This window comes from Citrobacter sp. GW821-FHT07H02 (assembly GCF_059418505.1).
This window is the reverse complement of record NZ_JBWKPZ010000005.1, coordinates 58,477-82,640: the sequence shown is the minus strand read 5'-3', so window position 1 is coordinate 82,640 and position 24,164 is coordinate 58,477. Positions and strand designations below refer to the sequence as shown.

At 54.9% G+C, this 24,164-nt stretch carries 24 protein-coding genes; 12 read left to right on the top strand and 12 right to left on the bottom strand.

The window, feature by feature from the left end; all coding sequences use genetic code 11:
- Complete coding sequence (locus tag AC07NP_RS08440) at positions 1 to 1,488, bottom strand: MFS transporter (protein ID WP_494660146.1); 1,488 nt, start codon at positions 1,486 to 1,488, stop codon at positions 1 to 3.
- Positions 1,489 to 1,606: 118 nt separating this feature from the next.
- Here AC07NP_RS08440 and AC07NP_RS08435 point away from each other — a divergent pair, with 118 nt between their 5' ends.
- From AC07NP_RS08435 to AC07NP_RS08405, 7 genes are all read left to right on the top strand, one after another.
- Positions 1,607 to 2,188 (top strand): TetR family transcriptional regulator, encoded by a 582-nt coding sequence (locus tag AC07NP_RS08435; protein ID WP_494660224.1) that lies wholly within the window; start codon positions 1,607 to 1,609, stop codon positions 2,186 to 2,188.
- Between the two features lie 213 nt (positions 2,189 to 2,401).
- A complete protein-coding gene (locus tag AC07NP_RS08430) occupies positions 2,402 to 3,787 on the top strand; it encodes a NarK family nitrate/nitrite MFS transporter (RefSeq protein ID WP_494660145.1) in 1,386 nt (461 codons plus the stop codon).
- 129 nt (positions 3,788 to 3,916) lie between these two features.
- Positions 3,917 to 7,657: a nitrate reductase subunit alpha gene (locus AC07NP_RS08425; RefSeq protein WP_494660144.1), complete on the top strand. Its 3,741-nt coding sequence runs from the start codon at positions 3,917 to 3,919 to the stop codon at positions 7,655 to 7,657.
- A complete protein-coding gene (gene narH / locus AC07NP_RS08420; protein ID WP_494660143.1) occupies positions 7,654 to 9,198 on the top strand; it encodes a nitrate reductase subunit beta in 1,545 nt (514 codons plus the stop codon). The genes AC07NP_RS08425 and narH overlap by 4 nt, the downstream gene beginning before the upstream one ends.
- The gene (gene narW, locus AC07NP_RS08415; RefSeq protein ID WP_494660142.1) at positions 9,198 to 9,893 is read left to right on the top strand and encodes a nitrate reductase molybdenum cofactor assembly chaperone; all 696 of its coding nucleotides are present in this window, start codon (positions 9,198 to 9,200) and stop codon (positions 9,891 to 9,893) included. Before narH ends, narW begins: the two co-directional genes overlap by 1 nt.
- Positions 9,890 to 10,570, top strand: coding sequence for a respiratory nitrate reductase subunit gamma (gene narI, locus AC07NP_RS08410; protein ID WP_494660141.1), 681 nt, complete (start codon positions 9,890 to 9,892; stop codon positions 10,568 to 10,570). Before narW ends, narI begins: the two co-directional genes overlap by 4 nt.
- Positions 10,571 to 10,648: 78 nt before the next feature.
- Positions 10,649 to 11,542: a PhzF family isomerase gene (locus AC07NP_RS08405; RefSeq protein WP_494660140.1), complete on the top strand. Its 894-nt coding sequence runs from the start codon at positions 10,649 to 10,651 to the stop codon at positions 11,540 to 11,542.
- A gap of 308 nt (positions 11,543 to 11,850) precedes the next feature.
- On the opposite strand, the gene AC07NP_RS08400 is transcribed toward AC07NP_RS08405, so the two are convergent.
- Together AC07NP_RS08400 and nhoA are read right to left on the bottom strand one after the other, a co-directional pair.
- The gene (locus tag AC07NP_RS08400; protein ID WP_494660139.1) at positions 11,851 to 12,993 is read right to left on the bottom strand and encodes a hypothetical protein; all 1,143 of its coding nucleotides are present in this window, start codon (positions 12,991 to 12,993) and stop codon (positions 11,851 to 11,853) included.
- Between the two features lie 61 nt (positions 12,994 to 13,054).
- Positions 13,055 to 13,900: an N-hydroxyarylamine O-acetyltransferase gene (nhoA, locus tag AC07NP_RS08395; RefSeq protein ID WP_494660138.1), complete on the bottom strand. Its 846-nt coding sequence runs from the start codon at positions 13,898 to 13,900 to the stop codon at positions 13,055 to 13,057.
- A gap of 159 nt (positions 13,901 to 14,059) precedes the next feature.
- On the opposite strand from nhoA, the gene AC07NP_RS08390 reads away from it, so the two are divergent.
- Positions 14,060 to 14,629, top strand: coding sequence for a flavin reductase family protein (locus tag AC07NP_RS08390; RefSeq protein ID WP_203361165.1), 570 nt, complete (start codon positions 14,060 to 14,062; stop codon positions 14,627 to 14,629).
- 162 nt (positions 14,630 to 14,791) lie between these two features.
- Positions 14,792 to 15,841, top strand: a complete 1,050-nt coding sequence (locus AC07NP_RS08385) for a GGDEF domain-containing protein (RefSeq protein WP_494660223.1) — start codon at positions 14,792 to 14,794, stop codon at positions 15,839 to 15,841.
- 4 nt (positions 15,842 to 15,845) lie between these two features.
- On the opposite strand, the gene pptA is transcribed toward AC07NP_RS08385, so the two are convergent.
- Genes pptA through AC07NP_RS08370 form a run of 3 tightly spaced genes read right to left on the bottom strand, consistent with a single transcriptional unit; the run spans position 15,846 to position 16,897 of the window.
- A complete protein-coding gene (gene pptA / locus AC07NP_RS08380; RefSeq protein ID WP_494660137.1) occupies positions 15,846 to 16,073 on the bottom strand; it encodes a tautomerase PptA in 228 nt (75 codons plus the stop codon).
- A gap of 57 nt (positions 16,074 to 16,130) precedes the next feature.
- Positions 16,131 to 16,748 (bottom strand): glutathione S-transferase family protein, encoded by a 618-nt coding sequence (locus tag AC07NP_RS08375; protein ID WP_494660136.1) that lies wholly within the window; start codon positions 16,746 to 16,748, stop codon positions 16,131 to 16,133.
- A complete protein-coding gene (locus AC07NP_RS08370; RefSeq protein ID WP_494660135.1) occupies positions 16,745 to 16,897 on the bottom strand; it encodes a hypothetical protein in 153 nt (50 codons plus the stop codon). The genes AC07NP_RS08375 and AC07NP_RS08370 overlap by 4 nt, the downstream gene beginning before the upstream one ends.
- 181 nt (positions 16,898 to 17,078) lie before the next feature.
- Between AC07NP_RS08370 and ansP the strand changes: the two genes are divergently transcribed.
- A complete protein-coding gene (ansP, locus tag AC07NP_RS08365; RefSeq protein WP_494660134.1) occupies positions 17,079 to 18,569 on the top strand; it encodes an L-asparagine permease in 1,491 nt (496 codons plus the stop codon).
- 78 nt (positions 18,570 to 18,647) lie between these two features.
- Here the strand turns inward: ansP and AC07NP_RS08360 are convergent, their stop codons facing one another.
- From AC07NP_RS08360 to AC07NP_RS08340, 5 genes are all read right to left on the bottom strand, one after another.
- The gene (locus tag AC07NP_RS08360; RefSeq protein ID WP_203361159.1) at positions 18,648 to 18,869 is read right to left on the bottom strand and encodes a YgdI/YgdR family lipoprotein; all 222 of its coding nucleotides are present in this window, start codon (positions 18,867 to 18,869) and stop codon (positions 18,648 to 18,650) included.
- Between the two features lie 140 nt (positions 18,870 to 19,009).
- Positions 19,010 to 20,071, bottom strand: coding sequence for a 7-bladed beta-propeller protein YncE (yncE, locus tag AC07NP_RS08355; protein ID WP_203361158.1), 1,062 nt, complete (start codon positions 20,069 to 20,071; stop codon positions 19,010 to 19,012).
- Between the two features lie 251 nt (positions 20,072 to 20,322).
- A complete protein-coding gene (locus AC07NP_RS08350; RefSeq protein WP_494660133.1) occupies positions 20,323 to 20,988 on the bottom strand; it encodes a GntR family transcriptional regulator in 666 nt (221 codons plus the stop codon).
- 242 nt (positions 20,989 to 21,230) lie between these two features.
- Positions 21,231 to 22,268 (bottom strand): NADPH-dependent curcumin/dihydrocurcumin reductase, encoded by a 1,038-nt coding sequence (gene curA, locus AC07NP_RS08345; protein ID WP_494660132.1) that lies wholly within the window; start codon positions 22,266 to 22,268, stop codon positions 21,231 to 21,233.
- Positions 22,269 to 22,336: 68 nt separating this feature from the next.
- Positions 22,337 to 22,912, bottom strand: a complete 576-nt coding sequence (locus AC07NP_RS08340; protein ID WP_494660131.1) for a helix-turn-helix domain-containing protein — start codon at positions 22,910 to 22,912, stop codon at positions 22,337 to 22,339.
- A 37-nt stretch (positions 22,913 to 22,949) separates the two neighbouring features.
- Between AC07NP_RS08340 and AC07NP_RS08335 the strand changes: the two genes are divergently transcribed.
- On the top strand, positions 22,950 to 23,468 hold the full coding sequence (locus AC07NP_RS08335; protein WP_494660130.1) for a GNAT family N-acetyltransferase: 519 nt from the start codon (positions 22,950 to 22,952) through the stop codon (positions 23,466 to 23,468).
- On the top strand, positions 23,465 to 23,914 hold the full coding sequence (locus AC07NP_RS08330; RefSeq protein WP_494660129.1) for a DMT family transporter: 450 nt from the start codon (positions 23,465 to 23,467) through the stop codon (positions 23,912 to 23,914). The genes AC07NP_RS08335 and AC07NP_RS08330 overlap by 4 nt, the downstream gene beginning before the upstream one ends.
- A 5-nt stretch (positions 23,915 to 23,919) precedes the next feature.
- Here the strand turns inward: AC07NP_RS08330 and AC07NP_RS08325 are convergent, their stop codons facing one another.
- Entirely contained in the window at positions 23,920 to 24,153 is a 234-nt protein-coding gene (locus AC07NP_RS08325; RefSeq protein WP_494660128.1) for a YdcY family protein, read from the bottom strand.
- Positions 24,154 to 24,164: the final 11 nt, after the last annotated feature.

Sequence of the window (24,164 nt, the reverse complement as noted above, 5' to 3'; positions counted from 1 at the left end):
TTAATGCTGTTTTATGCGGGCGAGACTGAACCACATCCCGAGTGCCAGCAGGATCAACAAACTTCCGGCGCTGCTTAACGCCACACTGTGCGACCAGGTGAACGCCTGTCTGGCCGCCCCAAGAACCGCTTCGCCAAGATTCGGTGAGAGTGTATGGGCAAGTTGTACCGCCTCACCCATTGATGACGACGCGCGTTCTATCTCCTGCTCGTTTAACCCCTCCGGCAGCATGACAGACGCCGAGAAACTCCGGCTCAGCAGTAAACCGAAGATGGCGATACCTAAGCCTGCGCCCAGCTCATAGGCCATCGTTTCAATGGCGCCCGCTGCGGCGGCTTTTTCTGCCGGTGCCGCCGCCATAATGGCCGCCGTTGACGCCAGAAGCGCACTGGCAGCGCTGAATCCCAGCAATGCCATCAGCCCCCAGGCTTGCCACTGTTGGCTACTGAAGTCGGTCAGCGCCAGACCGTAGAAACTCAACGCGCTGAGCGCCATCCCGCCCGTCGCCACCCAACGCAACCCCAGTCGTGATACCAGCATTCCGGCAATCGGACCGCTGAATCCGCTGGCCACCATCACGGGCAACATAAACAGCCCCGCCTGATACGGCGTTAAACCGTGAACAAACTGAAGCTCCTGCGCCATCAGCAGTTCAAATCCCACCAGCGTTATCATCGCGGTCATCGCCATCACCACGCCGCTCAGGATGATGCGGTGGGTAAAAAGACGCATGTCGATCATCGGGCGCGAAGCCGCCAGTTGGATGCGCACAAACGCAGCCAGTAACAGCGCTCCCACCAGTAACGTCAACGCAATCACGCCGACCGCGAGGTGCCCTTTCAGCGCCGTTTTTGCGCTATAGACCAACAGCAAAATGGCGATGATCAACATGATCGCGTGCGCCAGGTTGAGCGACTGCTCGCGACGGCCTGCCTGTGGCGGAACAAAGCGCGCCGTCAGTCCCATCACCAGTAAGACAATCGGGACGTTGATCAGAAATACCGAGCCCCAGTAGAAATGCTCCAGCAACATACCGCCGACCAGGGGACCGAACGCCGCGCCCCCCGATCCAACGGCGGCCCACACACCCAGCGCCATATTGCGATGACGCGCTTCAGAGAAGGTGGCGCGGATCCCCGCCAGCGTCGCAGGTACAATCATTGCAGCACCGATCGCCAGCAGCGCCCGCGTTGCAATCAGCAGACTGGCGCTGTGGGCAAACGCCGCAGCCAGCGAGGCCAGACCAAACAGGCTCCCGCCCAGCAACAGTAGACGTTTAAAACCTATGCGGTCGCCCAGCGCGCCCATCGGTAAGACCATCCCGGCCATCACCAGAGAATAAATATCAATGATCCACAGCAGCTCGTTGCCACTGGCGCCCAGCGTCATACTCAGCGTGGGGGCGGCAACATGTAGCACCGTTGCGTCAATCGCAACAGGGATGTAGACCAGCACAATAATCACTAACGTTAACCACTGACGAAACATAAAACTCCCACTAAAAACAAAGTTGGACACATGTCCAGCTTTAGCGATCCTACGGAAAGTTGAACGCATGTCCAGCTTTTTGTTACACTGCCGTCATGGTGACCAGAGTGAGAAACGTATGGGCTATTTAAATCGGGATGAACGACGCGAAGTGATTCTGCAGGCAGCCATGCGCGTTGCGTTACAGGAAGGCTTTAACGCCATGACGGTAAGACGTATTGCGACAGAAGCCAGCGTGGCGACCGGGCAACTTCACCACCATTTCAGCAATGCGGGTGAACTGAAATCGCAGGCATTTATTCGTCTGATTCGTACCCTGCTGGATACCAACATTGCACCGGAGAACGCCACCTGGCGCACGCGCCTTCATGTCATGCTGGGTAGCCACGACGGCGGTTTTGAGCCGTACATTAAACTCTGGCGGGAAGCACAAATACTCGCGGACAAAGATCCTGAAATCAAAAATGCGTATCTGCTGACGATGAAGATGTGGCACGAAGATACCGCGCGACTGATCGAGCAAGGTCGTGAGGCCGGTGAGTTCACCTTTACCGACGGCGCGGCGGAGGACATCGCCTGGCGTTTCATTGCGCTGGTGTGTGGTCTGGACGGTATGTACGCGCTTGGCATGACGGAAATGGCCGATCCTGCCTTTGAACGGCATCTGGATCACATGATTTCACGGGAACTGTATATCTGACGTTAAATATGAATGAATAATACACCTTCATAATTTACATTTAGTAACACTTAAGCAACCTGTTATTCCCCCTTCACGTCACGTGGCTTCGCTTTCTTATCTATCCTTTCAAACAATATTCTCAAAAAAAGCCAATAATTTCTAAAAAGAGCCATTGCGGCTCAGCCTCTTATTATTTCTTTTTCATGAACGACGCGGGCATGTGAGGGTAATATGGCACCACAAAATGAGAAAAAAAATCGTTATCTTTTAAGTGACTGGAAGCCTGAAAACCCCGCTTACTGGGAAAACAAAGGTAAGCATATCGCCCGAAGAAACCTCTGGATATCAGTCCCTTGCCTGCTTCTCGCCTTCTGCGTCTGGATGCTGTTCAGCGCCGTCGCCGTTAATTTGAATAAAGTAGGCTTTAATTTCACCACCGATCAACTCTTTTTATTAACCGCATTACCGTCGCTTTCCGGCGCCATATTACGCGTTCCCTACTCCTTTATGGTGCCCATATTTGGCGGGCGTCGCTGGACGATTTTTAGCACGGTGATTCTGATTATTCCTTGCCTGTGGCTCGGTTTTGCGGTGCAAAATCCCGCTACTCCCTATGGGGTATTTATTATTATCGCGTTGCTGTGCGGTTTTGCGGGTGCCAACTTTGCCTCGAGTATGGGCAATATCAGTTTTTTCTTTCCCAAATCGAAGCAAGGCAGCGCCCTGGGGATTAACGGCGGTTTAGGCAACCTGGGCGTCAGCGTGATGCAGATGGTCTCGCCGCTGGTGATTTTTCTGCCCATTTTCACGTTTCTCGGCGTACAAGGCGTCCCACAAGCCGACGGGTCGTTGTTGTCGCTGGCGAATGCCACCTGGATTTGGGTTCCGTTGCTGATTGCCGCCACCATTGCGGCCGGGTTGGGAATGAATGATATTTCCAGCTCAAAATCCTCTGTCGCCGCACAGCTGCCGGTACTCAAACGTTTTCATCTCTGGTTGTTAAGCCTGCTGTACCTCGCCACGTTTGGATCGTTTATCGGCTTTTCCGCCGGATTCGCCATGCTGGCGAAAACACAATTTCCCGATGTGAACATACTGAAACTGGCCTTTTTCGGCCCGTTTATCGGCGCGCTGGCACGCTCTGCCGGCGGCGTTATTTCCGATAAGTTCGGCGGCGTGCGCGTGACGCTGATTAACTTCATTTTTATGGCCTTGTTTAGCGCCCTGCTGTTTCTCACCTTGCCGGGTTCGGGTTCCGGCAGTTTTACCGCCTTTTATCTGGTGTTCATGGGGCTTTTCCTGACCGCAGGTCTGGGAAGCGGCTCGACCTTCCAGATGATTGCGGTGATCTTTCGCAAAATCACGATTTACCGGGTGAAACTGCACGGCGGGACGGAAGAACAGGCTCAGCGTGAAGCGGTGACGGATACCGCTGCCGCGCTTGGGTTTATCTCCGCTATTGGCGCGGTGGGCGGTTTCTTCATCCCGAAAGCGTTTGGTTCATCTCTGGCGCTGACCGGCTCTCCGGTTGGCGCAATGAAAATATTCTTAGTGTTTTACATCGTCTGCGTGCTGGTGACCTGGCTGGTCTATGGCCGTAAATCACAAAAAAAATAACAAACATATTCATGTAGGCCTGATAAGACGCGTTAGCGTCGCCATCAGGCGTTGAAATAATGCCGGATGGCGGCACAAGGCCTTATCCGGCCTACATGCCTGACACATTATCGGAGCAGGAGAAATGTCATGAGTAAACTGCTGGATCGCTTCCGTTACTTTAAGCAAAAAGGTGACACCTTCGCTGAAGGTCACGGTCAGGTTATGCATACCAACCGGGATTGGGAGGACAGCTATCGCCAACGCTGGCAGTTCGACAAAATCGTGCGCTCGACTCACGGGGTTAACTGTACCGGCTCATGCAGCTGGAAAATCTACGTCAAAAATGGCCTGGTGACCTGGGAAACACAACAAACCGATTATCCGCGCACTCGCCCGGATCTTCCCAATCACGAGCCGCGCGGCTGCCCACGCGGCGCCAGCTACTCATGGTATTTATACAGCGCTAACCGACTCAAATATCCGCTGGTGCGCAAACGGTTGATCGAACTCTGGCGCGACGCCCTCTCCCGCCAGCCCGACCCGGTTCTGGCCTGGGAATCGATCATGAACGACCCGCAAAAGTGCCAGAGCTACAAGCAGGTGCGCGGACGCGGCGGATTTATTCGCTCAAACTGGAAAGAACTCAATCAGTTGATCGCCGCCGCCAACGTCTGGACGGTCAAAACCTACGGTCCCGATCGCGTCGTCGGTTTCTCGCCGATCCCGGCCATGTCGATGGTCTCCTACGCCGCTGGCACCCGCTACCTGTCGCTGCTCGGCGGCACCTGCCTGAGTTTTTATGACTGGTACTGTGATTTACCCCCGGCATCGCCGATGACCTGGGGCGAGCAAACGGACGTCCCGGAATCGGCCGACTGGTACAACTCCAGCTACATTATCGCCTGGGGTTCTAACGTGCCGCAGACGCGTACCCCGGACGCCCACTTCTTTACCGAAGTGCGTTACAAAGGCACCAAAACCATTGCCATCACGCCCGATTATTCAGAAGTCGCCAAACTGTGCGACCAGTGGCTGTCGCCGAAGCAAGGTACCGACAGCGCGCTGGCCATGGCGATGGGCCATGTGATCCTGAAGGAGTTCCATCTCGACAACCCGAGCGACTACTTTATCAACTACTGTCGTCGCTACACCGATATGCCGATGCTGGTTCTGCTGGATGCGCGTGACGACGGCAGTTACGTTCCCGGGCGGATGATGCGCGCCTCCGACCTGGTGGACGGTCTGGGCGAGAGCAATAATCCAGAATGGAAAACGGTCGCCCTGAATAGCGCGGGAGAACTGGTGGCACCCAACGGTTCGATTGGCTTTCGCTGGGGTGAAAAAGGCAAATGGAACCTTGAAGCGCTGGCGGCAGGAAACGAAACGGAACTGTCGCTATCGTTGCTGGGTCAACATGATGATGTCGCGGGCGTGGCGTTCCCCTATTTCGGCGGTAATGAGAATCCCCATTTTCGCAGTGTGAAGCAGGAACCTGTGCTCATTCGCCAGCTCCCGGTAAAACGCCTGACGCTGGCCGACGGTAGCGTGCGTCCGGTGGTCAGCGTCTACGATCTGGTGCTGGCCAATTACGGGCTGGATCGGGGTCTTGATGATGACTGCGCCGCCAAAGAGTACGCCGAGCTCAAAGCCTATACGCCTGCGTGGGGCGAACACATCACCGGCGTGCCACGCCGTCATATCGAACAGATCGCCCGTGAGTTTGCCGATACCGCCCACAAAACCCACGGACGGTCGATGATTATCCTCGGTGCCGGTGTGAACCACTGGTATCACATGGACATGAACTACCGGGGGATGATCAACATCCTGGTCTTCTGCGGTTGTGTCGGGCAAAGCGGCGGCGGCTGGGCGCACTATGTCGGGCAGGAGAAACTGCGTCCGCAAACCGGCTGGCTCCCGCTGGCGTTCGCGCTGGACTGGAACCGGCCGCCGCGCCAGATGAACAGCACTTCGTTTTTCTACAACCACTCCAGTCAGTGGCGCTATGAAAAACTGACCGCGCAGGAGTTGCTCTCGCCGCTGGCGGACGCCACGAAATTTACCGGGCATCTGATTGATTTCAACGTCCGGGCAGAACGCATGGGCTGGCTGCCTTCTGCGCCTCAGCTCAATCTCAACCCGTTAACCCTGAAAGCTAAAGCGGATCAGGCCGGATTATCCCCGGCGGAGTACACCGTTGCGGCGCTTAAATCCGGTGAAATTCGTTTCGCCTGTGAGCAACCGGACAGCGGGAAAAACCATCCGCGCAATCTCTTCGTCTGGCGTTCAAACCTGCTGGGTTCCTCGGGTAAAGGCCACGAGTACATGCTCAAATACCTGCTGGGTACCGAGAGCGGTATTCAGGGCGAGGCGTTAGGGTCGAACGAAGGGATCAAGCCTGAAGAGGTCGAATGGCAGTCCGCCGCAATTGAAGGCAAGCTTGACCTGCTGGTGACGCTCGATTTCCGGATGTCGAGTACCTGTCTGTTTTCCGACATTGTGCTGCCGACCGCCACCTGGTATGAAAAAGACGACATGAACACCTCGGATATGCATCCGTTTATTCATCCGTTATCGGCCGCCGTGGACCCGGCCTGGGAATCGAAAAGCGACTGGGATATCTACAAAGGGATCGCCAAATCGTTCTCAGAGGTGTGCGTCGGGCATCTTGGCAAAGAAACGGATGTCGTACTGCAACCGCTGCAACACGACTCTCCGGCCGAACTGTCACAACCCTTTGATATTCAGGACTGGCGCAAAGGCGAATGCGACCTCATTCCCGGAAAAACTGCGCCCAATATTGCGGTGCTCGAACGTGACTATCCGGCCACTTACGAGCGTTTTACCTCACTTGGACCGCTGATGGACAAGCTGGGTAACGGCGGTAAAGGCATCTCCTGGAACACCCAGACGGAGGTCGATTTCCTCGGCAAGCTCAACTACACCAAGCTGGATGGCCCGGCGAAAGGGAGACCGTTGATCGACACCGCCATCGATGCCTCTGAAGTGATCCTGGCGCTGGCGCCGGAAACCAACGGCCAGGTGGCGGTGAAAGCCTGGGAAGCGTTAGGTGCCATTACCGGTCGCGAACACACCCATCTGGCGCTCAACAAAGAAGACGAGAAAATCCGCTTTCGTGATATCCAGGCGCAGCCGCGTAAGATTATCTCCAGCCCAACCTGGTCCGGTCTGGAAAGCGAGCATGTCTCCTACAACGCCGGTTACACCAACGTCCATGAGTTGATCCCGTGGCGCACGCTCTCGGGTCGCCAACAGCTTTACCAGGATCACGCCTGGATGCGCGCGTTTGGCGAAAGTCTGGTGGCGTACCGACCGCCTATCGACACCCGCAGCGTCAGCGCGATGCGGGAGATCCCCCCTAACGGCTTCCCCGAAAAGGCGCTCAATTTCCTGACGCCGCACCAGAAATGGGGCATTCACTCCACCTACAGCGAAAACCTGCTGATGCTGACGCTGTCGCGCGGCGGGCCGATTGTCTGGCTTAGCGAGACCGACGCCAAAGAGTTAGGTATTGAAGACAACGACTGGATTGAAGCCTTCAACGCCAACGGCGCTCTCACCGCCCGCGCGGTGGTGAGCCAGCGTGTTCCACCAGGGATGACCATGATGTACCACGCCCAGGAACGCATCATGAATATTCCCGGATCGGAAATCACCGGTATGCGCGGTGGCATCCACAACTCGGTGACGCGCGTGTGCCCGAAACCGACGCACATGATTGGCGGCTATGCCCAACTGGCGTACAGCTTTAACTACTACGGCACGGTGGGTTCGAACCGCGATGAATTCATCATAATCCGCAAAATGAAACATGTGAACTGGCTGGATGATGAAGGTCGGGATCAGGTACAGGAGGCGAAAAAATGAAAATACGTTCGCAGGTTGGCATGGTCCTCAATCTTGATAAGTGCATCGGCTGCCATACGTGCTCGGTGACCTGTAAAAACGTCTGGACCGGGCGTGAAGGCATGGAGTACGCGTGGTTTAACAACGTTGAGACCAAACCGGGTATCGGGTATCCGAAGAACTGGGAAGATCAGGAGGAGTGGCAAGGCGGCTGGGTTCGCGACGTTAACGGTAAGATCAGGCCGCGTCTGGGCGGCAAAATGGGCGTCATCACGAAAATCTTCGCCAACCCGGTCATTCCGCAAATCGATGATTACTACGAGCCGTTCACCTACGATTACCAGCATCTGCATAGCGCGCCTGAGGGCAAAAATCTGCCCACTGCCCGTCCGCGCTCGTTGATTGACGGCAAACGGATGGACAAGATTATCTGGGGGCCAAACTGGGAAGAGCTGCTCGGCGGGGAATTTGAAAAACGCGCCCGCGACCGTAACTTCGACAAAATGCAGAAGGAGATGTACGGCCAGTTTGAAAACACCTTCATGATGTATCTGCCGCGCCTGTGCGAACACTGCCTGAACCCAAGTTGCGTGGCGACCTGCCCGAGCGGCGCGATTTATAAACGTGAAGAAGACGGCATTGTCTTGATTGACCAGGACAAATGCCGGGGCTGGCGTCTGTGCATCAGCGGCTGTCCGTACAAAAAAATCTACTTTAACTGGAAGAGCGGCAAATCTGAAAAATGCATCTTCTGTTACCCGCGTATTGAATCGGGCCAGCCGACCGTCTGTTCAGAAACCTGCGTGGGCCGCATCCGTTATCTCGGCGTGTTGCTCTACGATGCCGACAAGATTGAAGAGGCGGCCAGTACCGAACATGAAACCGACCTCTATGAGCGTCAGTGCGACGTGTTTCTGAATCCTCATGACCCGGCGGTGATTGAAGAGGCGCTGAAACAGGGAATTCCGCACAACGTGATTGAGGCTGCACAGCGTTCGCCGGTCTACAAGATGGCGATGGACTGGAAGCTGGCCCTGCCGCTGCACCCGGAATACCGCACCCTGCCGATGGTCTGGTACGTCCCGCCGTTGTCGCCCATCCAGTCGTATGCCGATGCTGGCGGATTGCCGCAGACTGACAGTATCCTGCCTGCCGTCGAAAGTTTGCGGATCCCGGTGCAGTATCTCGCCAATATGCTCAGCGCGGGCGACACCGGTCCCGTGCTGCGCGCCCTGAAACGAATGATGGCGATGCGCCATTACAAACGCTCGCAAACCGTGGAAGGCGTTACGGACACCCGCGCGATTGAGGAGGTGGGATTAAGCGTTGAACAAGTTGAAGAGATGTACCGCTATCTGGCTATTGCCAACTATGAAGACCGCTTCGTGATCCCGACCAGCCACCGGGAGATGGCGCGCGACGCCTTCCCGGAGAAAAACGGCTGCGGCTTTACCTTCGGCGACGGTTGCCACGGCTCAGACACCAAATTCAACCTGTTTAACAGTAGCCGAATCGACGCCATCGATGTCACGGAAGTGCGCGATAAAGCGGAGGGCGAATAATGCAAATTCTCAAAGTGATTGGGCTGCTGATGGAATATCCCGATGAGTTTCTTTGGGAGTGTCGGGACGATGCCCTCGCGCTGGTCCACAATGAAGCGCCGATGCTGAGCGACTTCGCGGCCGATCTCCTTAATGCGCCCTTGCTCGAGAAACAGGCGCAATGGTGCGAAGTGTTTGATCGTGGCCGCGCTACCTCGTTACTGCTGTTTGAACATGTCCATGCGGAGTCCCGTGACCGGGGTCAGGCGATGGTGGATCTGCTGGCGCAATATGAAAAGGTCGGACTGCAGCTTAACTGCCGGGAATTGCCGGACCATCTTCCCCTCTATCTGGAGTACCTGAGCGTTTTGCCGGAGGCCGAGGCCAAAGAGGGATTACAGAATGTCGCCCCTATTCTGGCCCTGCTGGGCGGGCGCTTAAAACAGCGCGAAACCCCGTGGTATCACCTGTTTGACGCGTTGCTTGCTCTGGCAGGAAGCCCACTTTCAAGTGACAGTGTCACCAAGCAGGTCAGCAGTGAAACGCGCGATGACACGTCTCAGGCACTGGACGCGGTGTGGGAAGAAGAACAGGTGAAGTTTATCGAAGATAACGCCACCGCCTGTGACAGTTCACCGTTACAACATTATCAACGCCGCTTTAGCCAGGACGTGGCGCCACAGTATGTTGACGTCAGTTCGGGAGGTCCGAAATGATACAGTACCTGAACGTCTTTTTTTACGATATCTACCCTTACCTGTGCGGTACGGTATTTATCCTCGGCAGTTGGTTACGCTACGATTACGGACAGTACACCTGGCGCGCCGCCTCCAGCCAAATGCTGGACAAACGCGGCATGGTGTTATGGTCGAATCTGTTCCATATCGGCATTCTGGGGATTTTCTTCGGACACCTGTTCGGGATGTTAACCCCGCACTGGATGTACGCCTGGTTTCTGCCCATGGCGATGAAACAGCAGATGGCGATGATTGCCGGCGGCCTCTGTGGCGTGCTGACATTGGTCGGCGGTACGGGTTTGCTGGTTCGCCGCCTGACCAATCCCCGAATTCGCGCGACCTCTTCCACCGCCGATATTCTCATCCTCTGCATCCTGCTGTTTCAGTGCATCCTGGGTCTCATATCGATCCCCTTTTCCGCGCAGCACCCGGACGGCAGCGAAATGCTGAAACTGGTCGGTTGGGCGCAGTCAGTGGTGACCTTCCAGGGGGGAGCGTCTGCGCATCTGGACGGTGTGGCATTGGTCTTCCGGGCGCATCTGGTGCTGGGAATGACCATCTTCCTGATCTTTCCTTTTACCCGTCTGGTTCATGTCTGGAGCGCGCCGTTTGAATACTTCACGCGTCGCTACCAGATTGTCCGCTCGCGTCGCTAATCCTCTGTGCCGCCGGATAGCCTTCACTCTCCGGCGGCTGGCGCGTTATGATGGTTCTCCGACCTAAGGAGAACCCGAATGAAACCCCAGGTTTATCATGTTGATGCTTTCACCTCCGAACCGTTTCGCGGTAACTCGGCGGGCGTCGTGTTACATGCTGATGGACTCAGCGAGGCGCAAATGCAGCTTATCGCCCGCGAACTCCGCCACAGTGAAACGGCATTCGTCTTAAAAAGCGACGAGAGCGATGTACGCATTCGTTACTTTACGCCAACGGTTGAAGTACCGATTTGCGGCCATGCGACCATTGCGGCGCATTATGTTCGCGCCACTGTACTTGGATTGGGGAATGGCACCGTCTGGCAACGATCGCTCGCCGGACGCCACCGGGTCGATATCCTTGCGCAAGACAACGGCTATCGCATCACGCTGGAACAAGGTACGCCGGGTTTTGAGCCGCCGCTTGAGGGTGAAACGCGCGCCGCCATCATCAGCGCATTCCACCTTGGTGAAGACGATATTCTCCCTGGCCTGCCGATTCAGGTGGCGACAACGGGACATTCGAAAGTGATGATCCCGCTGAAACCCGGCGTCGATATTGACGCCCTTTCCCCTGATCTTGCAGCACTGACGGCCATCAGCCAGCAGATTGGCTGCAACGGCTTTTTTCCGTTCCAGATCCGCTCTGGCAAAAATGAAACCGATGGACGCATGTTCTCACCGGCGATCGGTATTGTTGAAGATCCGGTGACAGGCAACGCCAATGGTCCAATGGGGGCATGGCTGGTTCATCACAATGTGATGGCGCACGACGGCAAAACGCTGCGTGTTCTGGGGCATCAGGGACGTGCGCTGGGGCGCGATGGCGTCGTCGATGTGAACGTCACTATCCGCGATAATCAGCCAGTAAAAGTGACGATCTCCGGCACCGCGGTGATCTTATTTAGCACCGAATGGGCTATTGACCTGTAAGGGGTCAGTTTGGATATCGAAAATTATTGTACGTTAAGATGATTTTTTGTACTGACTGACCAGGGAGCGTTGAACGGCACTGTTGCAAAGTTTGATTCTCCCGAAAAATAGGGAATTGCAGCCACAAGTTATTGTGCCAACTCCCGTATTGGTCCACAAAATGTGCCAGGGAAATGTTCTGCGATAAAACTTTGCAACAGTGCCTGCATGATCAGGTAGCATCAAGAAAACAGCAGATTACCTGACACTGCCTTAATGCGACACAACCGCCCCGAGGGGGCGCTTGCAAGACCACGCCATCTTGCGGCCTAGGGTGCCAACACCTGTTCCTCCTCCTCCGTGATAACCTCCCCCAGCAGTTCGCGCACGTCACCCACGGTAAAGATGGTCCGGCCCTGGGCGTACTGCTCGGCCAACAGCTGGTTGCAACGGGTCAGCCGCTCGCTCGGTTTGGCCCACTGTTCGGGTGGCAATGGCGCACTCCAGGCTGCCAGCTCGGGATGGGCTGCGAAGTATCGCCCGGCGAAGCGCTGCTGCAAGCGGCTCTGGATATTGATGCGCAATATGCCAAAGCGGGTGCCGTTAAGTTCCCACCAGAGCCGGCGCAGGGGGGAGAAGGCGCTGCGGGGTATCTTCCGTTCCCGGCAGAATTCCTCAATCATGCCGTCAAAGGTGACGGAGGCCGGCTCGTCGATGGCCTCGGGGCCCTCTTCCATATAGCGGCGGAGCATCTCCCACTCGCCGGCCCCCACCTCCTTGCTGAGGGTGCCGACATTCATGCCGGACCAGAAATAACCGGGCCGCTCGTCCGAATTGATACCGAAAAACAGGCTCGCCATGGTCATGACACCGCTGACCGAAACGGCTGAGCCCTCTCCCACCATGGCGCACATATCTTCCCAGGGGAAAATCCGGACCTCGGTGCGTCTGGTGCGCTTGTCCCAGCGCGACAGCATCACCTCGCGGCGCTGGCGGTGAAAGCGAAAAGGCAACACCCGACGTAGCTGCTGCTGATGCTCCCACAACATTTTTACCGTTAGGAGTAAAGCAAAACCTGGCCCCATCCCCAACCCCAGAACGACCCCCACCAGATTCATCCAGCTAAATTCAATCACCCATTGCCCTGGCCCCACCCAGACTTCCTGATAGTTGCCAGCCCAGACGCCGGCCCAGCCCTGACCATTGCTCAAACCATCACCTGGTGGCCCCCAAAACATTCCAGCAGAGAGGAGTAAGCCAAGCACCCAAAACATATACAGGGTTTGTGTTTGAAAGAGAGACCCTCCCGCTCCCCCCAGCTCGATATAGTGGGGGTGCTTCCTGGTCAGCCAGTCGGTGCGGCGCACCGGCGGCACATTGGTCATCACCGGCAGGGGGCTGAATACGGTGCGGGCACCGAGGCGCTCCTGACGGTGCTGACCGGCAAAAAATGGCAATGCAGAGTGTTTCATGGGTCCTCGTCATCAGGTCAATCCGCCGGAGGGCATGGCTCTTCGGCGGAGACTGGCCCAATTATTTTCCTGCTTCCGGATGGGTATCAAAGGCGGACATCACCGCCGCCAGTTCCGCCTCGGTAAAACCGTGCTTCGCATCGTCAACGCCCAGTCCAAACCGCGTCTGCAACAGCGCGTACAGACTGGCCACATCGGGTAAATTGATCTGCTCTATCGCGTGACCATCCTGGTAGTGGGTAAAGTGAAAGTTGGTTAACGTCAGTTTTCCGCCGTCCGACAGATGGCGACACATCAACAGATGGTGACGGAAATGCGATTGCGGCCAGTGCGCCGACCAGAAGTTGCCCATCACATAATCGCTTTGATGCTGTATGCCGAGATCGAAACGGTACATGGATTGCCAGTGATCGTGATGGCGGAACTGCAAAATCCACTCTTCGTTCTCCTGAACCAGACGGTATTCTCCGTGAGGTGTCTGTTGTTCAAGGTCGGCCTGCAACCGGATCGGCGCGGTCAGCGTTTGCCCACCGAATCCTACGTCGGCTATCCACTGCTCACCCTCTAACTCAACCAGTAACAGGCGATGCGTGCGCGGCGGCATGCTCGCCGGATTCGCCAGCACCACTCGTCCCAGCAAACTGCGGACGGTAAATCCGATCTCACGTAACGCCCGTTCAAAAACACCATTCTGTTCGAAACAGTATCCGCCACGACGTGCAACGATCAGTTTTTCTTCCAGCGATTGATCGTCAAGCTGTATCTCGCGGGGTAGCAACACATCAAGGTTTTCAAACACGATGGCGCTGTTGTGATGTAAATGCAGCGCCCGCAGGGTATCGATGTTGACCGCCGCCGTGGCTGACCAACCCAGGCGGGAAAAATAAGCGTGTAAAAAAGGCGTCATAAGGCATTCCTGTTGATAGCATCCTGTATTTATAACGTATTTTTATTGTTGCACAGGCGATTTTGTGCGGTGAATAGCGACAACGGGGCGACAAAATCGCTAATCCCGTTAATATCAATACTATTCCCGTTACGTTTTTCATCTTTCTGAGGAACTGCCATGAGCCATTTTCGCCCTGTTGAGTTAACGCATGCTTGCCGTCTGTTAAATCATGGCCCGACGATTCTGATCACCTGTCGGGACAGTCACACTGAACGACGTAACGTGATGGCGGCGGCGTGGTCCATGCCGGTCGAATTTGAGCCACCCCGTATCGCAATTGTGGTCGACAAAAGTACCTGGTCGCGCGAACTGATTGAGCGTAGCGGCATGTTTGGCATTGTGGTTCCTGGAGTGGCCGCCACCAACTGGACCTATGCGGTCGGCAGCGTTTCAGGGCGTGTGGAAGACAAATTCAACTGCTACGGGATCCCGGTGGTGAAAGGCCCGGTGCTCGGATTGCCGATGATTGAAGAAAAATGTCTGGCCTGGATGGAATGCCGGTTGTTGCCTGCGACGTCTGCGCAAGAGAAATACGATACACTGTTTGGCGAAGTCGTCTCGGCCTCTGCTGACGAGCGAGCCTTTGTGGAAGGTCGCTGGCAATTTGACGACGACAAGCTCAATACCCTTCACCATTTAGGCGCCGGAACCTTTATCACCAGCGGGAAACGGGTCACGGCGGGATGAACGCCTCACGTTAAGGATAAAGTTGAATTCTGCTCCACGGTTATTACACCCTAATCCACACTCTCTGGGGGCGGGACTTTCCGCCCGTTTTACGTATGTATGAAGTTTATGACGCCAAATAATAGAAAACCTGCCTATACCATCTGGGCCAAACGTGAAGATATGGTTGAACGCGGAATGGCGATCAGCCTGCCGTGGTTCGCTTTTGTGAACATCAGCTTTGCGCTGATGTTCCTTTTTCGTCGCGCCCTGTTTACTGATGCGGATACCCTGTATCAGGCGAAGATAAGCCTCCTCCAGTCCATCGACAGCGCGGTGATGGGAATTGTGCTGATCAGCGTCATCCTGATTTTCTCGCCACGGCGAAAATCGTGGCTGAATCAGGGGTTGTTGGTACTGCTGAGCCTACTCTGGTCCTTGTGCATCTACTCGTTCATCGACCAGTGGCAATTACCGGTTGCCTATCCACTGTGTTCCATCTTGCTGCTCAGTGCCGTCGTGGCGCTCTATTTTCACACCCCGACTTTGCTTTCCTACGTGATACCGCTGTGGTTCACGGTGCCGGTTGCCAGTGTCGTGCTTAACCACGGTATCAATCCCCACTTTGCGGTCGTTTGGGTCATCTTCACGCTGATTATGCTCGGTGGGCGCGTCATCCTGCTTCGCTGGTTCGATGAAGCCTGGTATCAGAACCAACATAACAACGTGCTTATTTCTCGCCTTGACGCCCTCGCGCACCGAGACGCGCTGACCGGCGCGGCAAACCGACGCGCGCTGGAGGATGTGCTGCACAGCGCCACCGCCAATGACAGCGCGTTCACTCTGCTGATGCTCGATGTCGATTTTTTTAAACGCTACAACGATACCTATGGGCACCCGAAAGGCGATGCATGTCTGGCGCAGGTAGCGGAAGTGTTGATGCAGTCGGTGCGTAGCCCGGAAGATGTGGTTGCGCGCTACGGCGGCGAGGAGTTTGCGGTAGTGCTGTTTGGCGCGTCGCTGCCGGAGGCTGAGCAGGTGGCCGCCAGAATCAAAGCCGGTCTGGAGACAGCGGCAATCCCCCACTCCGCGTCAACGGTAAGTGACAACGTCACGGTAAGTCAGGGTATCGCCTGTTCAGCGAAAGATAAAACGGCTGAACAGACGATTGCAGAGGCCGACGCCGCACTGTATCGGGCAAAACAGGCCGGGCGGAATCGTTGGTCACGCTAGCCGGTTACATACTGTAGCCCGGTTTTTTGATCAGTGTCTCCATCTGGGGGGCGATCTCCGCGTCCCAGACCGCTTTCCACTCTGCGGGTTGGATTTCGTTTAGCGCCACGCTCACCGAACTCTCTTTACTTTGCAGGTGGCGGACGATCACGGCGGTAATGTCTGTGGCCAGTGCGGTCTTCTCATCGTCATTCAGTTCGCGGGGAAAACATTTAATATCGACGTGCGGCATAGCAGGCTCCTTATTGTGAATGTGCGATCAAAACTAGCATACCCACCCGCAAGCGGATTAAATAATTTCATTGTTTTTCAGCACCGTCCGCAGTTGCGGTATCTGGCATACCGCGTCGGCAATCGCGCTAATGTTCGGCGTATGTTCCTGAAACCAGTCATGTCCTGGCCCCCAACTGCGCATCACACCCAGATAGCAATCCAGCAGCGTGAGCTGTTCGCCAAAGGCGTACGGTTCGGCAATGAGCCGATCGTTTAGCCAGAGATAGAGCGACTTGCGGTATTCCAGGCACGATGTTTTCAGCTGCAATGGCGCGTCTGTGGTCCAGCGCTCAGGATAATCGGCATAGGTAAAGGTGGGATACACATTCGCCACCAGCCAGATAAGCAGACGCTGGAACTGCTGCCGCTCCGGATGATGAACAGACGGAGCAAGATCGGGACGACGATCGAGGATCATCAGCGCGATGGCTGCAGTTTCCGTCATGATGTCGCCATTTTCCAGCACCAGCGTCGGTACCTGACACAGCGGATTGCGTATTTTCAATAAATCGCGTTGCGGTCCCTCGTCATCGAAACCGGTGACATCGACAAATTTATACGGGATTTCAGCCAGGGTCAGCATGACCTCGCTGATTGCCGATCCCCAACCGGGTACACCATAAACAGTCATCATACCGCCTCCAGCGTGCGTAAAACGCTAAGTGTAGAACAGCCTGGCCAGTTGCAGGTTTCTGCCCAGGAATACGGGCTAAAACCGCTGTCATTTTCGCAATAACCCCCACTGGCTGAATCGAGGCCATCCCCTGCCTCTTCTGACTTCATGAATTCTTATGCATTGGTTTTGCGTCAAAAAAAATTAGCAGGTAGGATGCTGCGCCACCCATGTTTATCCCTACCCAGAATAACGGGAAAAGATGAGTGGCATGCAGCGAAGCAATCGTTTGAGTCGCCAGCGGTACGGCAAGCTGCGTTCCTTCGGACAGACAGGCTAACAGGTAACGTAATGAAAACAGACAACGCAAGCTCACTTGAGCAACACGCTGCGAAACGACGCTGGTTGAATACCCACGAGGAGGGGTATCACAAGGCGATGGGGAACCGCCAGGTTCAAATGATCGCCATTGGCGGCGCGATTGGCACCGGCCTTTTTTTAGGTGCTGGCGCGCGTTTACAGATGGCTGGCCCTGCGCTGGCGCTGGTGTATCTGGTGTGCGGTATTTTCTCGTTTTTTATTCTTCGTGCATTGGGCGAACTGGTGCTCCATCGCCCTACCAGCGGGAGCTTTGTGTCGTACGCCCGTGAATTTTTGGGTGAAAAAGCGGCTTTTGTCGCAGGCTGGATGTACTTCATCAACTGGGCGATGACCGGGATCGTCGATATCACCGCCGTGGCGCTGTACATGCATTACTGGGGCGCTTTCGGGGATGTACCACAGTGGGTCTTCGCCCTCGGCGCGCTGGCGATCGTCGGCACCATGAACATGATCGGCGTGAAGTGGTTTGCCGAGATGGAGTTCTGGTTCGCGCTGGTAAAAGTGCTGGCGATTGTGGTTTTTCTGGTGGTCGGTACCGTCTTTTTAGGATCAGGCCAACCGCTGGATGGCAATACTACCGGGTTTCATTTGATCACCGATAACGGTGGATTCTTCCCGCACGGTCTGCTGCCAGCACTGGTGCTGGTGCAAGGCGTGGTGTTTGCTTTTGCCTCCGTTGAGATGGTGGGGACAGCGGCCGGGGAATGCAAAGATCCGCAAACCATGGTGCCAAAAGCGATTAACAGCGTGATCTGGCGAATTGGTCTGTTCTACGTCGGATCGGTGGTACTGCTGGTGCTGTTGCTGCCGTGGAATGCTTACCAGGCAGGCCAGAGTCCGTTCGTGACCTTTTTCTCAAAACTGGGCGTACCTTATGTCGGCAGCATTATGAACATCGTGGTATTGACTGCGGCGCTCTCCAGTCTCAATTCAGGTCTGTACTGCACCGGACGTATTTTGCGCTCGATGTCGATGGGCGGTTCTGCGCCTAAATTTATGGCGAAAATGAGCCGTCAACAGGTGCCGTATGCCGGAATTCTGGCGACGCTGTTCGTCTACATTTTCGGCGTATTGCTCAATTATCTGGTTCCTGCTCAGGTCTTTGAGATCGTGCTGAACTTTGCATCGCTGGGCATTATTGCGTCGTGGGGATTCATCGTGGTCTGCCAGATGCGTCTGCGCAAGGCGATTAAAGAAGGCAAAGCGGCAGACGTCAGCTTCAAAATGCCGGGCGCGCCGTTCACCTCCTGGCTCACACTGCTGTTCCTGCTCAGCGTGCTGGTGCTGATGGCGTTTGACTATCCTAACGGAACCTGGACCATCGCTTCCCTGCCGTTGATTGCGATTTTGCTGGTTGCCGGTTGGTTTGGCGTACGTAACCGCGTTGCGGAAATTCACCGTCATGCGCCGGGCGTTTCAGAGGATGCTGCGCTCAAAGAAGCAACAGCGGATCAGCGATAATTTGTGTTGGATGCCCGGTGACGCAACGTTTACCGGGCATTTGCGAAAAGCCGGACAGCACGTTCCGGCTGAGCGAAATTAATTCGCTTCGATAAGCTCAGCAACGTCATTGCTGTTAATTTCCCGCTTATTGCCGTCCTGATCGGTGTAACTGGTCATTCCCGTCTCTTTATCCAACTTTGGTTTGCCCTGAATCACAATGGTTTTCCCCTGTTTCGTCGTCATGACGTAATCGGTGGTGCAACCCGCCAGAGTGAAAAGCATAACGCCCGCGCAAAGGCACATAAGTGGCTTCTTCATAATATTCCTGTATTTTTCAATCATCCAAACGTGACGGTAGTGTAATTCCCTGATGTTGACCAGGCTACTTGCGGGGTGTAACGAGGCATGTCGGCTTGTGGGAGGAAAGACAGGAGAGGATTTCCCTCTCCTGTTGGGGATTACAGTGCGATACGAATCACATCATCTGGCTGGGTGGCTTCCTGCTCGCGAGTCGATTTTTGTTTAACGCTCACGTAGAGGGTTTTTCCATCGGCAGAAAGCGCGAGGCTATTCGGGAAGGTCGGCGTGTCAAACGTCTTCACAACGTTGTAGCGCTTCGCGTCAATCACACTGACTTTACCGGCCTGACGATGGGTGACGTAGGCTTCGTTACGCGCCGGGTTGAACAGCACTGCCAGCGATTCAGGCGCCGCCACTTTTGCCAGCACTTTGCCGTCACGCGTATCAATCACTAACACTTCTGCCGCTTTCGAGTCGGTGATAAACGCGCGGTGCCCGGCCGTGTCCAGGCTCAGGTTAATAAAGAAGTGCTCTTTACCGTCATCCAGCAACTTCTTGCGGCTCAGAATTTTATTATCGGCGGTATCAATGGTGATGAATTCGCCATCAGCGTTGGTGGTATACAAACGCCCGGCTTTACTGTCGACAGCCAGACCGGTGCTCATCTTGCCGGTATTCTGGATGGTGGTTTTCAGTTTGATGGATTCACCGTCGACCACCCAGACAACGCTCTCTTTACCGATGCCGCTGATGTAAACCGTATTGGTTGCCTCATCCGCCACCAGTTGGCGGGGCTGCAACGGACGCACCTCTTCTGAACGCTGGCGGGGATCGAGGACCAGGCGACCTTTGACATCACCCGTTTTGGCGTCAATGGCCGTCAGCGCGCTGTTGACCGTATTGCCAAACCACAGCGTTTGGGTTGCATTGTTAACGGTTGCGCCAAACGGTTTGAGATCGTTGTGAATCGCCTGAGTGACTTCCAGCGTGACAGGGTCGAGGCGATACACGATGCCGCCTTTGTCAATTTTACGGCTCTGCGACGTGGCCAGCCACAACGCATTTTCCTGCTGGCTATAGGCCATTTCATATGCGCCCTTACCTACGGCTTTACGCAGCATTTCTTCCGCAGCCTGCGTGCTAAATGACGACGCAACAAGCAGTGAACCTAACAATAATGAACCCCGCAGGCGCGGCGAAAACAGATGACGTAAATGCATGACGACTCCCTTTGATAAATATCTGTATAACTGCTTCACACGGCTTCGACGAGCAACATCATGGTGTTGCTTTTTATGAATGCGAATAGTAATCATTATTTATCAATATGTGGAGCATTCTTTTCACCCGCCGCGTAATCTTCTTAATTTCTCCACGAAGGCACGAATGGTCACAAGGGTATTGACGTGTTGAATAGCGCAGAAAAGTAATGCATCAATAGCGGGGTTATCCCCGCTATATTCCGGAGAGGTTAATTAAGATATTGCGTTCTAATGACGGTCACATTTTTAGCAATGATCTCTTTCAGACACTGGCGGCACTCGTCTTTATCTCCTTGCGCCAGCGCGTCGAGCAACCTGTGATAATACTCCACACGGCTCTGATAACCGTCAGGCACCCCATTGCCATATAAAAAATGCAGGCTGGGGCCCATTCGTACCCACAGTTGTTCAATCATTTGATAGAGCGTTGGCATATTGGCATAACGGTAAATTTCAAATCGTAACGCGTGGTTTGCCAGAAGTCGCTCTTGTATCGTGCCGCCTTCGTGCGCCTGTTGATACTGCTCCAGCAGCGTGGTGAGCGTCTGCATATGCTCGGCAGAAATCGCCTCTGCCGCCGCCGCTACCGCCATACCTTCAAGCTCGGTGCGGACGTGGTTGATCTCTTCCCATCTCGCCAGTGAGATGTCTGGCACCATAAAGGCCTGCGCCGGAGCAACAGCCAATGCGCTGGCGGAGACCAGCCGCAGTAATGCTTCCCGAACAGGTGTAATACTGACCCCCAGATCGTGGGCAATATTTTTCGTTATCAGTCTCGCACCTGGTTTTAATACACCTATCGTCAACTGGTGTTTCAAACCGTTCTCAACCTGTGTCGTCAGGCTGATATGTGATGTTCTTTCCAAACCGGGCATTTTACATCCTTCAGTTATTCATCGAGCGACATCTCAATTAAACCCCTATATAAAGCAAGGGATTTAATTTTAAAAAAGTGAACCTGGTCAGGAATAATAAAAATAAAAACCAAAAGTGATAGTTTACCAGTGTGATATTTCGCTTGTTAACGTTCTGTGACGTATTTTGCGGTGCTTTAATTAAAGCCGCAAATGACAAATTTGCCCATTTTTTATGGCGGCATTGCACCGCCATTATTACTTTACACTTCATCCGTCAGTTGGATGACGACTTTGCCGAAGTTTTTCCCCGTTAACAGGCCAATAAACGTTTCAGGGGCATTCTCCAGACCGAGAGTGACCTGTTCACGATAGTGAATTTTCCCTTCTTTCACCCAGCGCCCCATCTCCTGCTGAAACTCGTGAATCCGGTGCCCATAGTCCTGGCTAATAATAAACCCTTGCAATCGGATCCGTTTTTTCAGAAGCGTGGCCATCAGTAACGGAAGCCGATCGGGGCCCTCGGGCAGGTGTGTGGCGTTATAGCCGCTCACCAGGCCGCAGAGCGGGATGCGTGCGGACGTATTGAGCAGCGGCAGAACCGCCTCAAACACCTTACCGCCGACGTTCTCGTAATAGATATCAATTCCCTGAGGGCAGGCTTTCTCCAGTTGCTCCGCAAAGTCTTTCGCATAATGGTCAAGGCAACTGTCGAACCCGAGAACTTCGATGGCGTGACGACATTTTTCAGCACCACCCGCAACACCGACGACCCGGCAACCTTTCAGCTTACCAATTTGCCCCACCGTCGCCCCTACTGGCCCCGTGGCGGCGGCGACAGCCAGCGTCTCTCCCTGTTTTGGTTGCCCGATATCCAGTAATCCCATATACGCTGTAAAGCCGGGCATTCCTAACACCCCCAGCGCCCATGAGGGATGCTCAGGGTTGTGACCCAGTTTCACCAGACCCTCGCCGTTGGAAAGATCATAGTCCTGCCAACCGCTGTAGCTCAGAACCCACTCTCCCGCAGGATAATTCGGATGATTTGATTCCACCACACGACTGACCGTGCCCCCGACCATCACGTCGCCAATATCAACCGGTGGCGAATAGGACGGTTCATCGCTCATGCGTCCACGCATATAGGGGTCAAGTGAAAGGTAAACGGTGCGCAGCAAAACCTCTCCTTCGCGTGGGCGCGCAACTTCATTCTCTTCGAGGCGAAAGTTGCTGGCAGTCGGTGCGCCATGTGGACGTGACGCCAATACCCAACGACGATTACGATGTGTTTGTTGACCCATAATGTTCTCCAGTATATTTGGCATGAATTCCTCAATACTAGTCTCCTGCCACTGATGACGCACTAACCTTAATTACTGCCAGGATTTAAACGCACCACCAGATAAACGCAGGCGGATGACGTTTCATTAATAAAGCGGCAGTCATTGGGCGGTCCGAGCTCAAGACAATCTCCTGCCTTCATTTCATGGCGGGTATCCCCTTCAACAAACACCAGTTCCCCCTGTTGTAACCAGATAAGCTGTCGGGCCAGCGCGTAGGACGATGCCGGCATCGGGATGTCGCTGCCGGGGGGGAGCTCAATCTGCACCAAATCGATCGGCAGGTCGCTGCGCGGCGATACATGGCGGCGCAGATAGTGCGTTTGCGGATCGTGCCCGACCGGTTGATCGGCAAAGCGCAACAGTTTGCCCTCCTGCATCTCGGCGCGGGCGATCAGCGTCGACATGCTAATGCCAAACGCGCCCGAAAGTCTGCCAAGCAGCGTTGCCGTTGGACTGCTCTCTCCCCGTTCAATTTTGTGGATCATCGCCCGTGAGACGCCCGCCCGTTCGGCAAGCTCCGTCAACGACCAGCCCCGTGACTCGCGTTCAATGCGAATTCTGACACTGATCCGTTGATTTATATTGTCTTCAATAGTATTCATATCGTAATACTATAGTGAACACACCCTGAGGTTCAACATGCCCATTCGATTTGCCAGCAAAGATGACTGTGCCGCCATCGCAGAAATCTACAACCATGCCGTTTTACACACCGCCGCTATCTGGAACGATCAAACTGTCGATGTCGACAACCGCATCGCCTGGTATGAAGCGCGTCAGTTCCTGGGCTATCCGGTGCTGGTCAGCGAAGAAAATGACACGGTCACCGGCTATGCCTCCTTTGGTGACTGGCGCAACTTTGAGGGCTTTCGCCATACCGTTGAACACTCGGTCTACGTTCACCCGGAACATCAGGGTAAAGGGTTGGGGCGAGCACTGCTCAAAAGACTGATTGATGAGGCGCGTGCGTGCGGTAAACACGTGATGGTTGCCGGGATTGAGTCGCAAAACCTCGCCTCGCTGCATCTGCATGAATCACTGGGATTTAAAACAACAGCGCAAATGCCGCAGGTCGGTACGAAATTTGGTCGCTGGCTGGATCTGACCTTTATGCAACTGCAACTGGATGATCGTATCGATCCGGACGGACACAGATGAACCAGACGCTGACCGTTGCTTTCCTGATTGCCGCAGGCATTGGCCTGGTTGTACAAAACACCCTGATGGTGCGGATTACCCAGACCTCGTCGACTATCCTTATCGCGATGCTGCTCAACTCGCTGGTGGGCATTATTCTGTTTGTCAGCATTTTAGGGTTCAAACAGGGGGCGGCGGGATTTGGCGAGCTGATGTCAAGCGTGCGCTGGTGGACGCTGCTCCCCGGCCTGTTAGGGTCGTTTTTTGTTTTCGCCAGCATCAGTGGTTATCAATATGTCGGCGCGGCGACCACCATTGCGGTACTGGTCGCCAGTCAATTGATTGGTGGCTTAGTGCTGGATATCGTGCGAAGTCACGGGGTGCCGATACGGGCGCTGGCTGGTCCCGTGTGCGGGGCGGTGTTGCTGGTGATTGGCGCCTGGCTGGTCGCCAGACGCACGTTTTAGGATGATCAGAGGATCGTGCCGCCTTTGGTGAGCTGATCGCGGCGCGCTTCCATCTCTTCTTTGTGCTGGCGTCCGTGATGCGCAATGGCGGTCCGCAAGCGTTGCTGCTGGGTATAGCGATCTTCCCGACTCAGCTCGCCATCATCGCTTAGCACCACCAGCAGTTCATTCATATGGCTGATCACGCCTTCGTTAATGGCGGCATCGACGCGTAAACTTACCTCATCCAGATGCGACATATTTTCTCCTT

Bases quoted from the DNA above. Each gene is read 5' to 3' on its own strand.
- AC07NP_RS08425 (WP_494660144.1), top strand. From the start codon at position 3,917: ATGAGTAAACTGCTGGATCGCTTCCGTTACTTTAAGCAAAAAGGTGAC.
- AC07NP_RS08435 (WP_494660224.1), top strand. From the start codon at position 1,607: ATGGGCTATTTAAATCGGGATGAACGACGCGAAGTGATTCTGCAGGCA.
- narI (WP_494660141.1), top strand. From the start codon at position 9,890: ATGATACAGTACCTGAACGTCTTTTTTTACGATATCTACCCTTACCTG.
- nhoA (WP_494660138.1), bottom strand. From the start codon at position 13,900: ATGACGCCTTTTTTACACGCTTATTTTTCCCGCCTGGGTTGGTCAGCC.
- AC07NP_RS08350 (WP_494660133.1), bottom strand. From the start codon at position 20,988: ATGCCCGGTTTGGAAAGAACATCACATATCAGCCTGACGACACAGGTT.
- AC07NP_RS08335 (WP_494660130.1), top strand. From the start codon at position 22,950: ATGCCCATTCGATTTGCCAGCAAAGATGACTGTGCCGCCATCGCAGAA.
- AC07NP_RS08330 (WP_494660129.1), top strand. From the start codon at position 23,465: ATGAACCAGACGCTGACCGTTGCTTTCCTGATTGCCGCAGGCATTGGC.
- AC07NP_RS08440 (WP_494660146.1), bottom strand. From the start codon at position 1,488: ATGTTTCGTCAGTGGTTAACGTTAGTGATTATTGTGCTGGTCTACATC.
- AC07NP_RS08385 (WP_494660223.1), top strand. From the start codon at position 14,792: ATGGTTGAACGCGGAATGGCGATCAGCCTGCCGTGGTTCGCTTTTGTG.
- AC07NP_RS08360 (WP_203361159.1), bottom strand. From the start codon at position 18,869: ATGAAGAAGCCACTTATGTGCCTTTGCGCGGGCGTTATGCTTTTCACT.
- AC07NP_RS08370 (WP_494660135.1), bottom strand. From the start codon at position 16,897: ATGAAGTCAGAAGAGGCAGGGGATGGCCTCGATTCAGCCAGTGGGGGT.
- AC07NP_RS08390 (WP_203361165.1), top strand. From the start codon at position 14,060: ATGAGCCATTTTCGCCCTGTTGAGTTAACGCATGCTTGCCGTCTGTTA.
- AC07NP_RS08325 (WP_494660128.1), bottom strand. From the start codon at position 24,153: ATGTCGCATCTGGATGAGGTAAGTTTACGCGTCGATGCCGCCATTAAC.
- ansP (WP_494660134.1), top strand. From the start codon at position 17,079: ATGAAAACAGACAACGCAAGCTCACTTGAGCAACACGCTGCGAAACGA.
- AC07NP_RS08405 (WP_494660140.1), top strand. From the start codon at position 10,649: ATGAAACCCCAGGTTTATCATGTTGATGCTTTCACCTCCGAACCGTTT.
- AC07NP_RS08400 (WP_494660139.1), bottom strand. From the start codon at position 12,993: ATGAAACACTCTGCATTGCCATTTTTTGCCGGTCAGCACCGTCAGGAG.
- yncE (WP_203361158.1), bottom strand. From the start codon at position 20,071: ATGCATTTACGTCATCTGTTTTCGCCGCGCCTGCGGGGTTCATTATTG.
- AC07NP_RS08430 (WP_494660145.1), top strand. From the start codon at position 2,402: ATGGCACCACAAAATGAGAAAAAAAATCGTTATCTTTTAAGTGACTGG.
- AC07NP_RS08340 (WP_494660131.1), bottom strand. From the start codon at position 22,912: ATGAATACTATTGAAGACAATATAAATCAACGGATCAGTGTCAGAATT.
- curA (WP_494660132.1), bottom strand. From the start codon at position 22,268: ATGGGTCAACAAACACATCGTAATCGTCGTTGGGTATTGGCGTCACGT.
- narW (WP_494660142.1), top strand. From the start codon at position 9,198: ATGCAAATTCTCAAAGTGATTGGGCTGCTGATGGAATATCCCGATGAG.
- narH (WP_494660143.1), top strand. From the start codon at position 7,654: ATGAAAATACGTTCGCAGGTTGGCATGGTCCTCAATCTTGATAAGTGC.
- AC07NP_RS08375 (WP_494660136.1), bottom strand. From the start codon at position 16,748: ATGATGACTGTTTATGGTGTACCCGGTTGGGGATCGGCAATCAGCGAG.
- pptA (WP_494660137.1), bottom strand. From the start codon at position 16,073: ATGCCGCACGTCGATATTAAATGTTTTCCCCGCGAACTGAATGACGAT.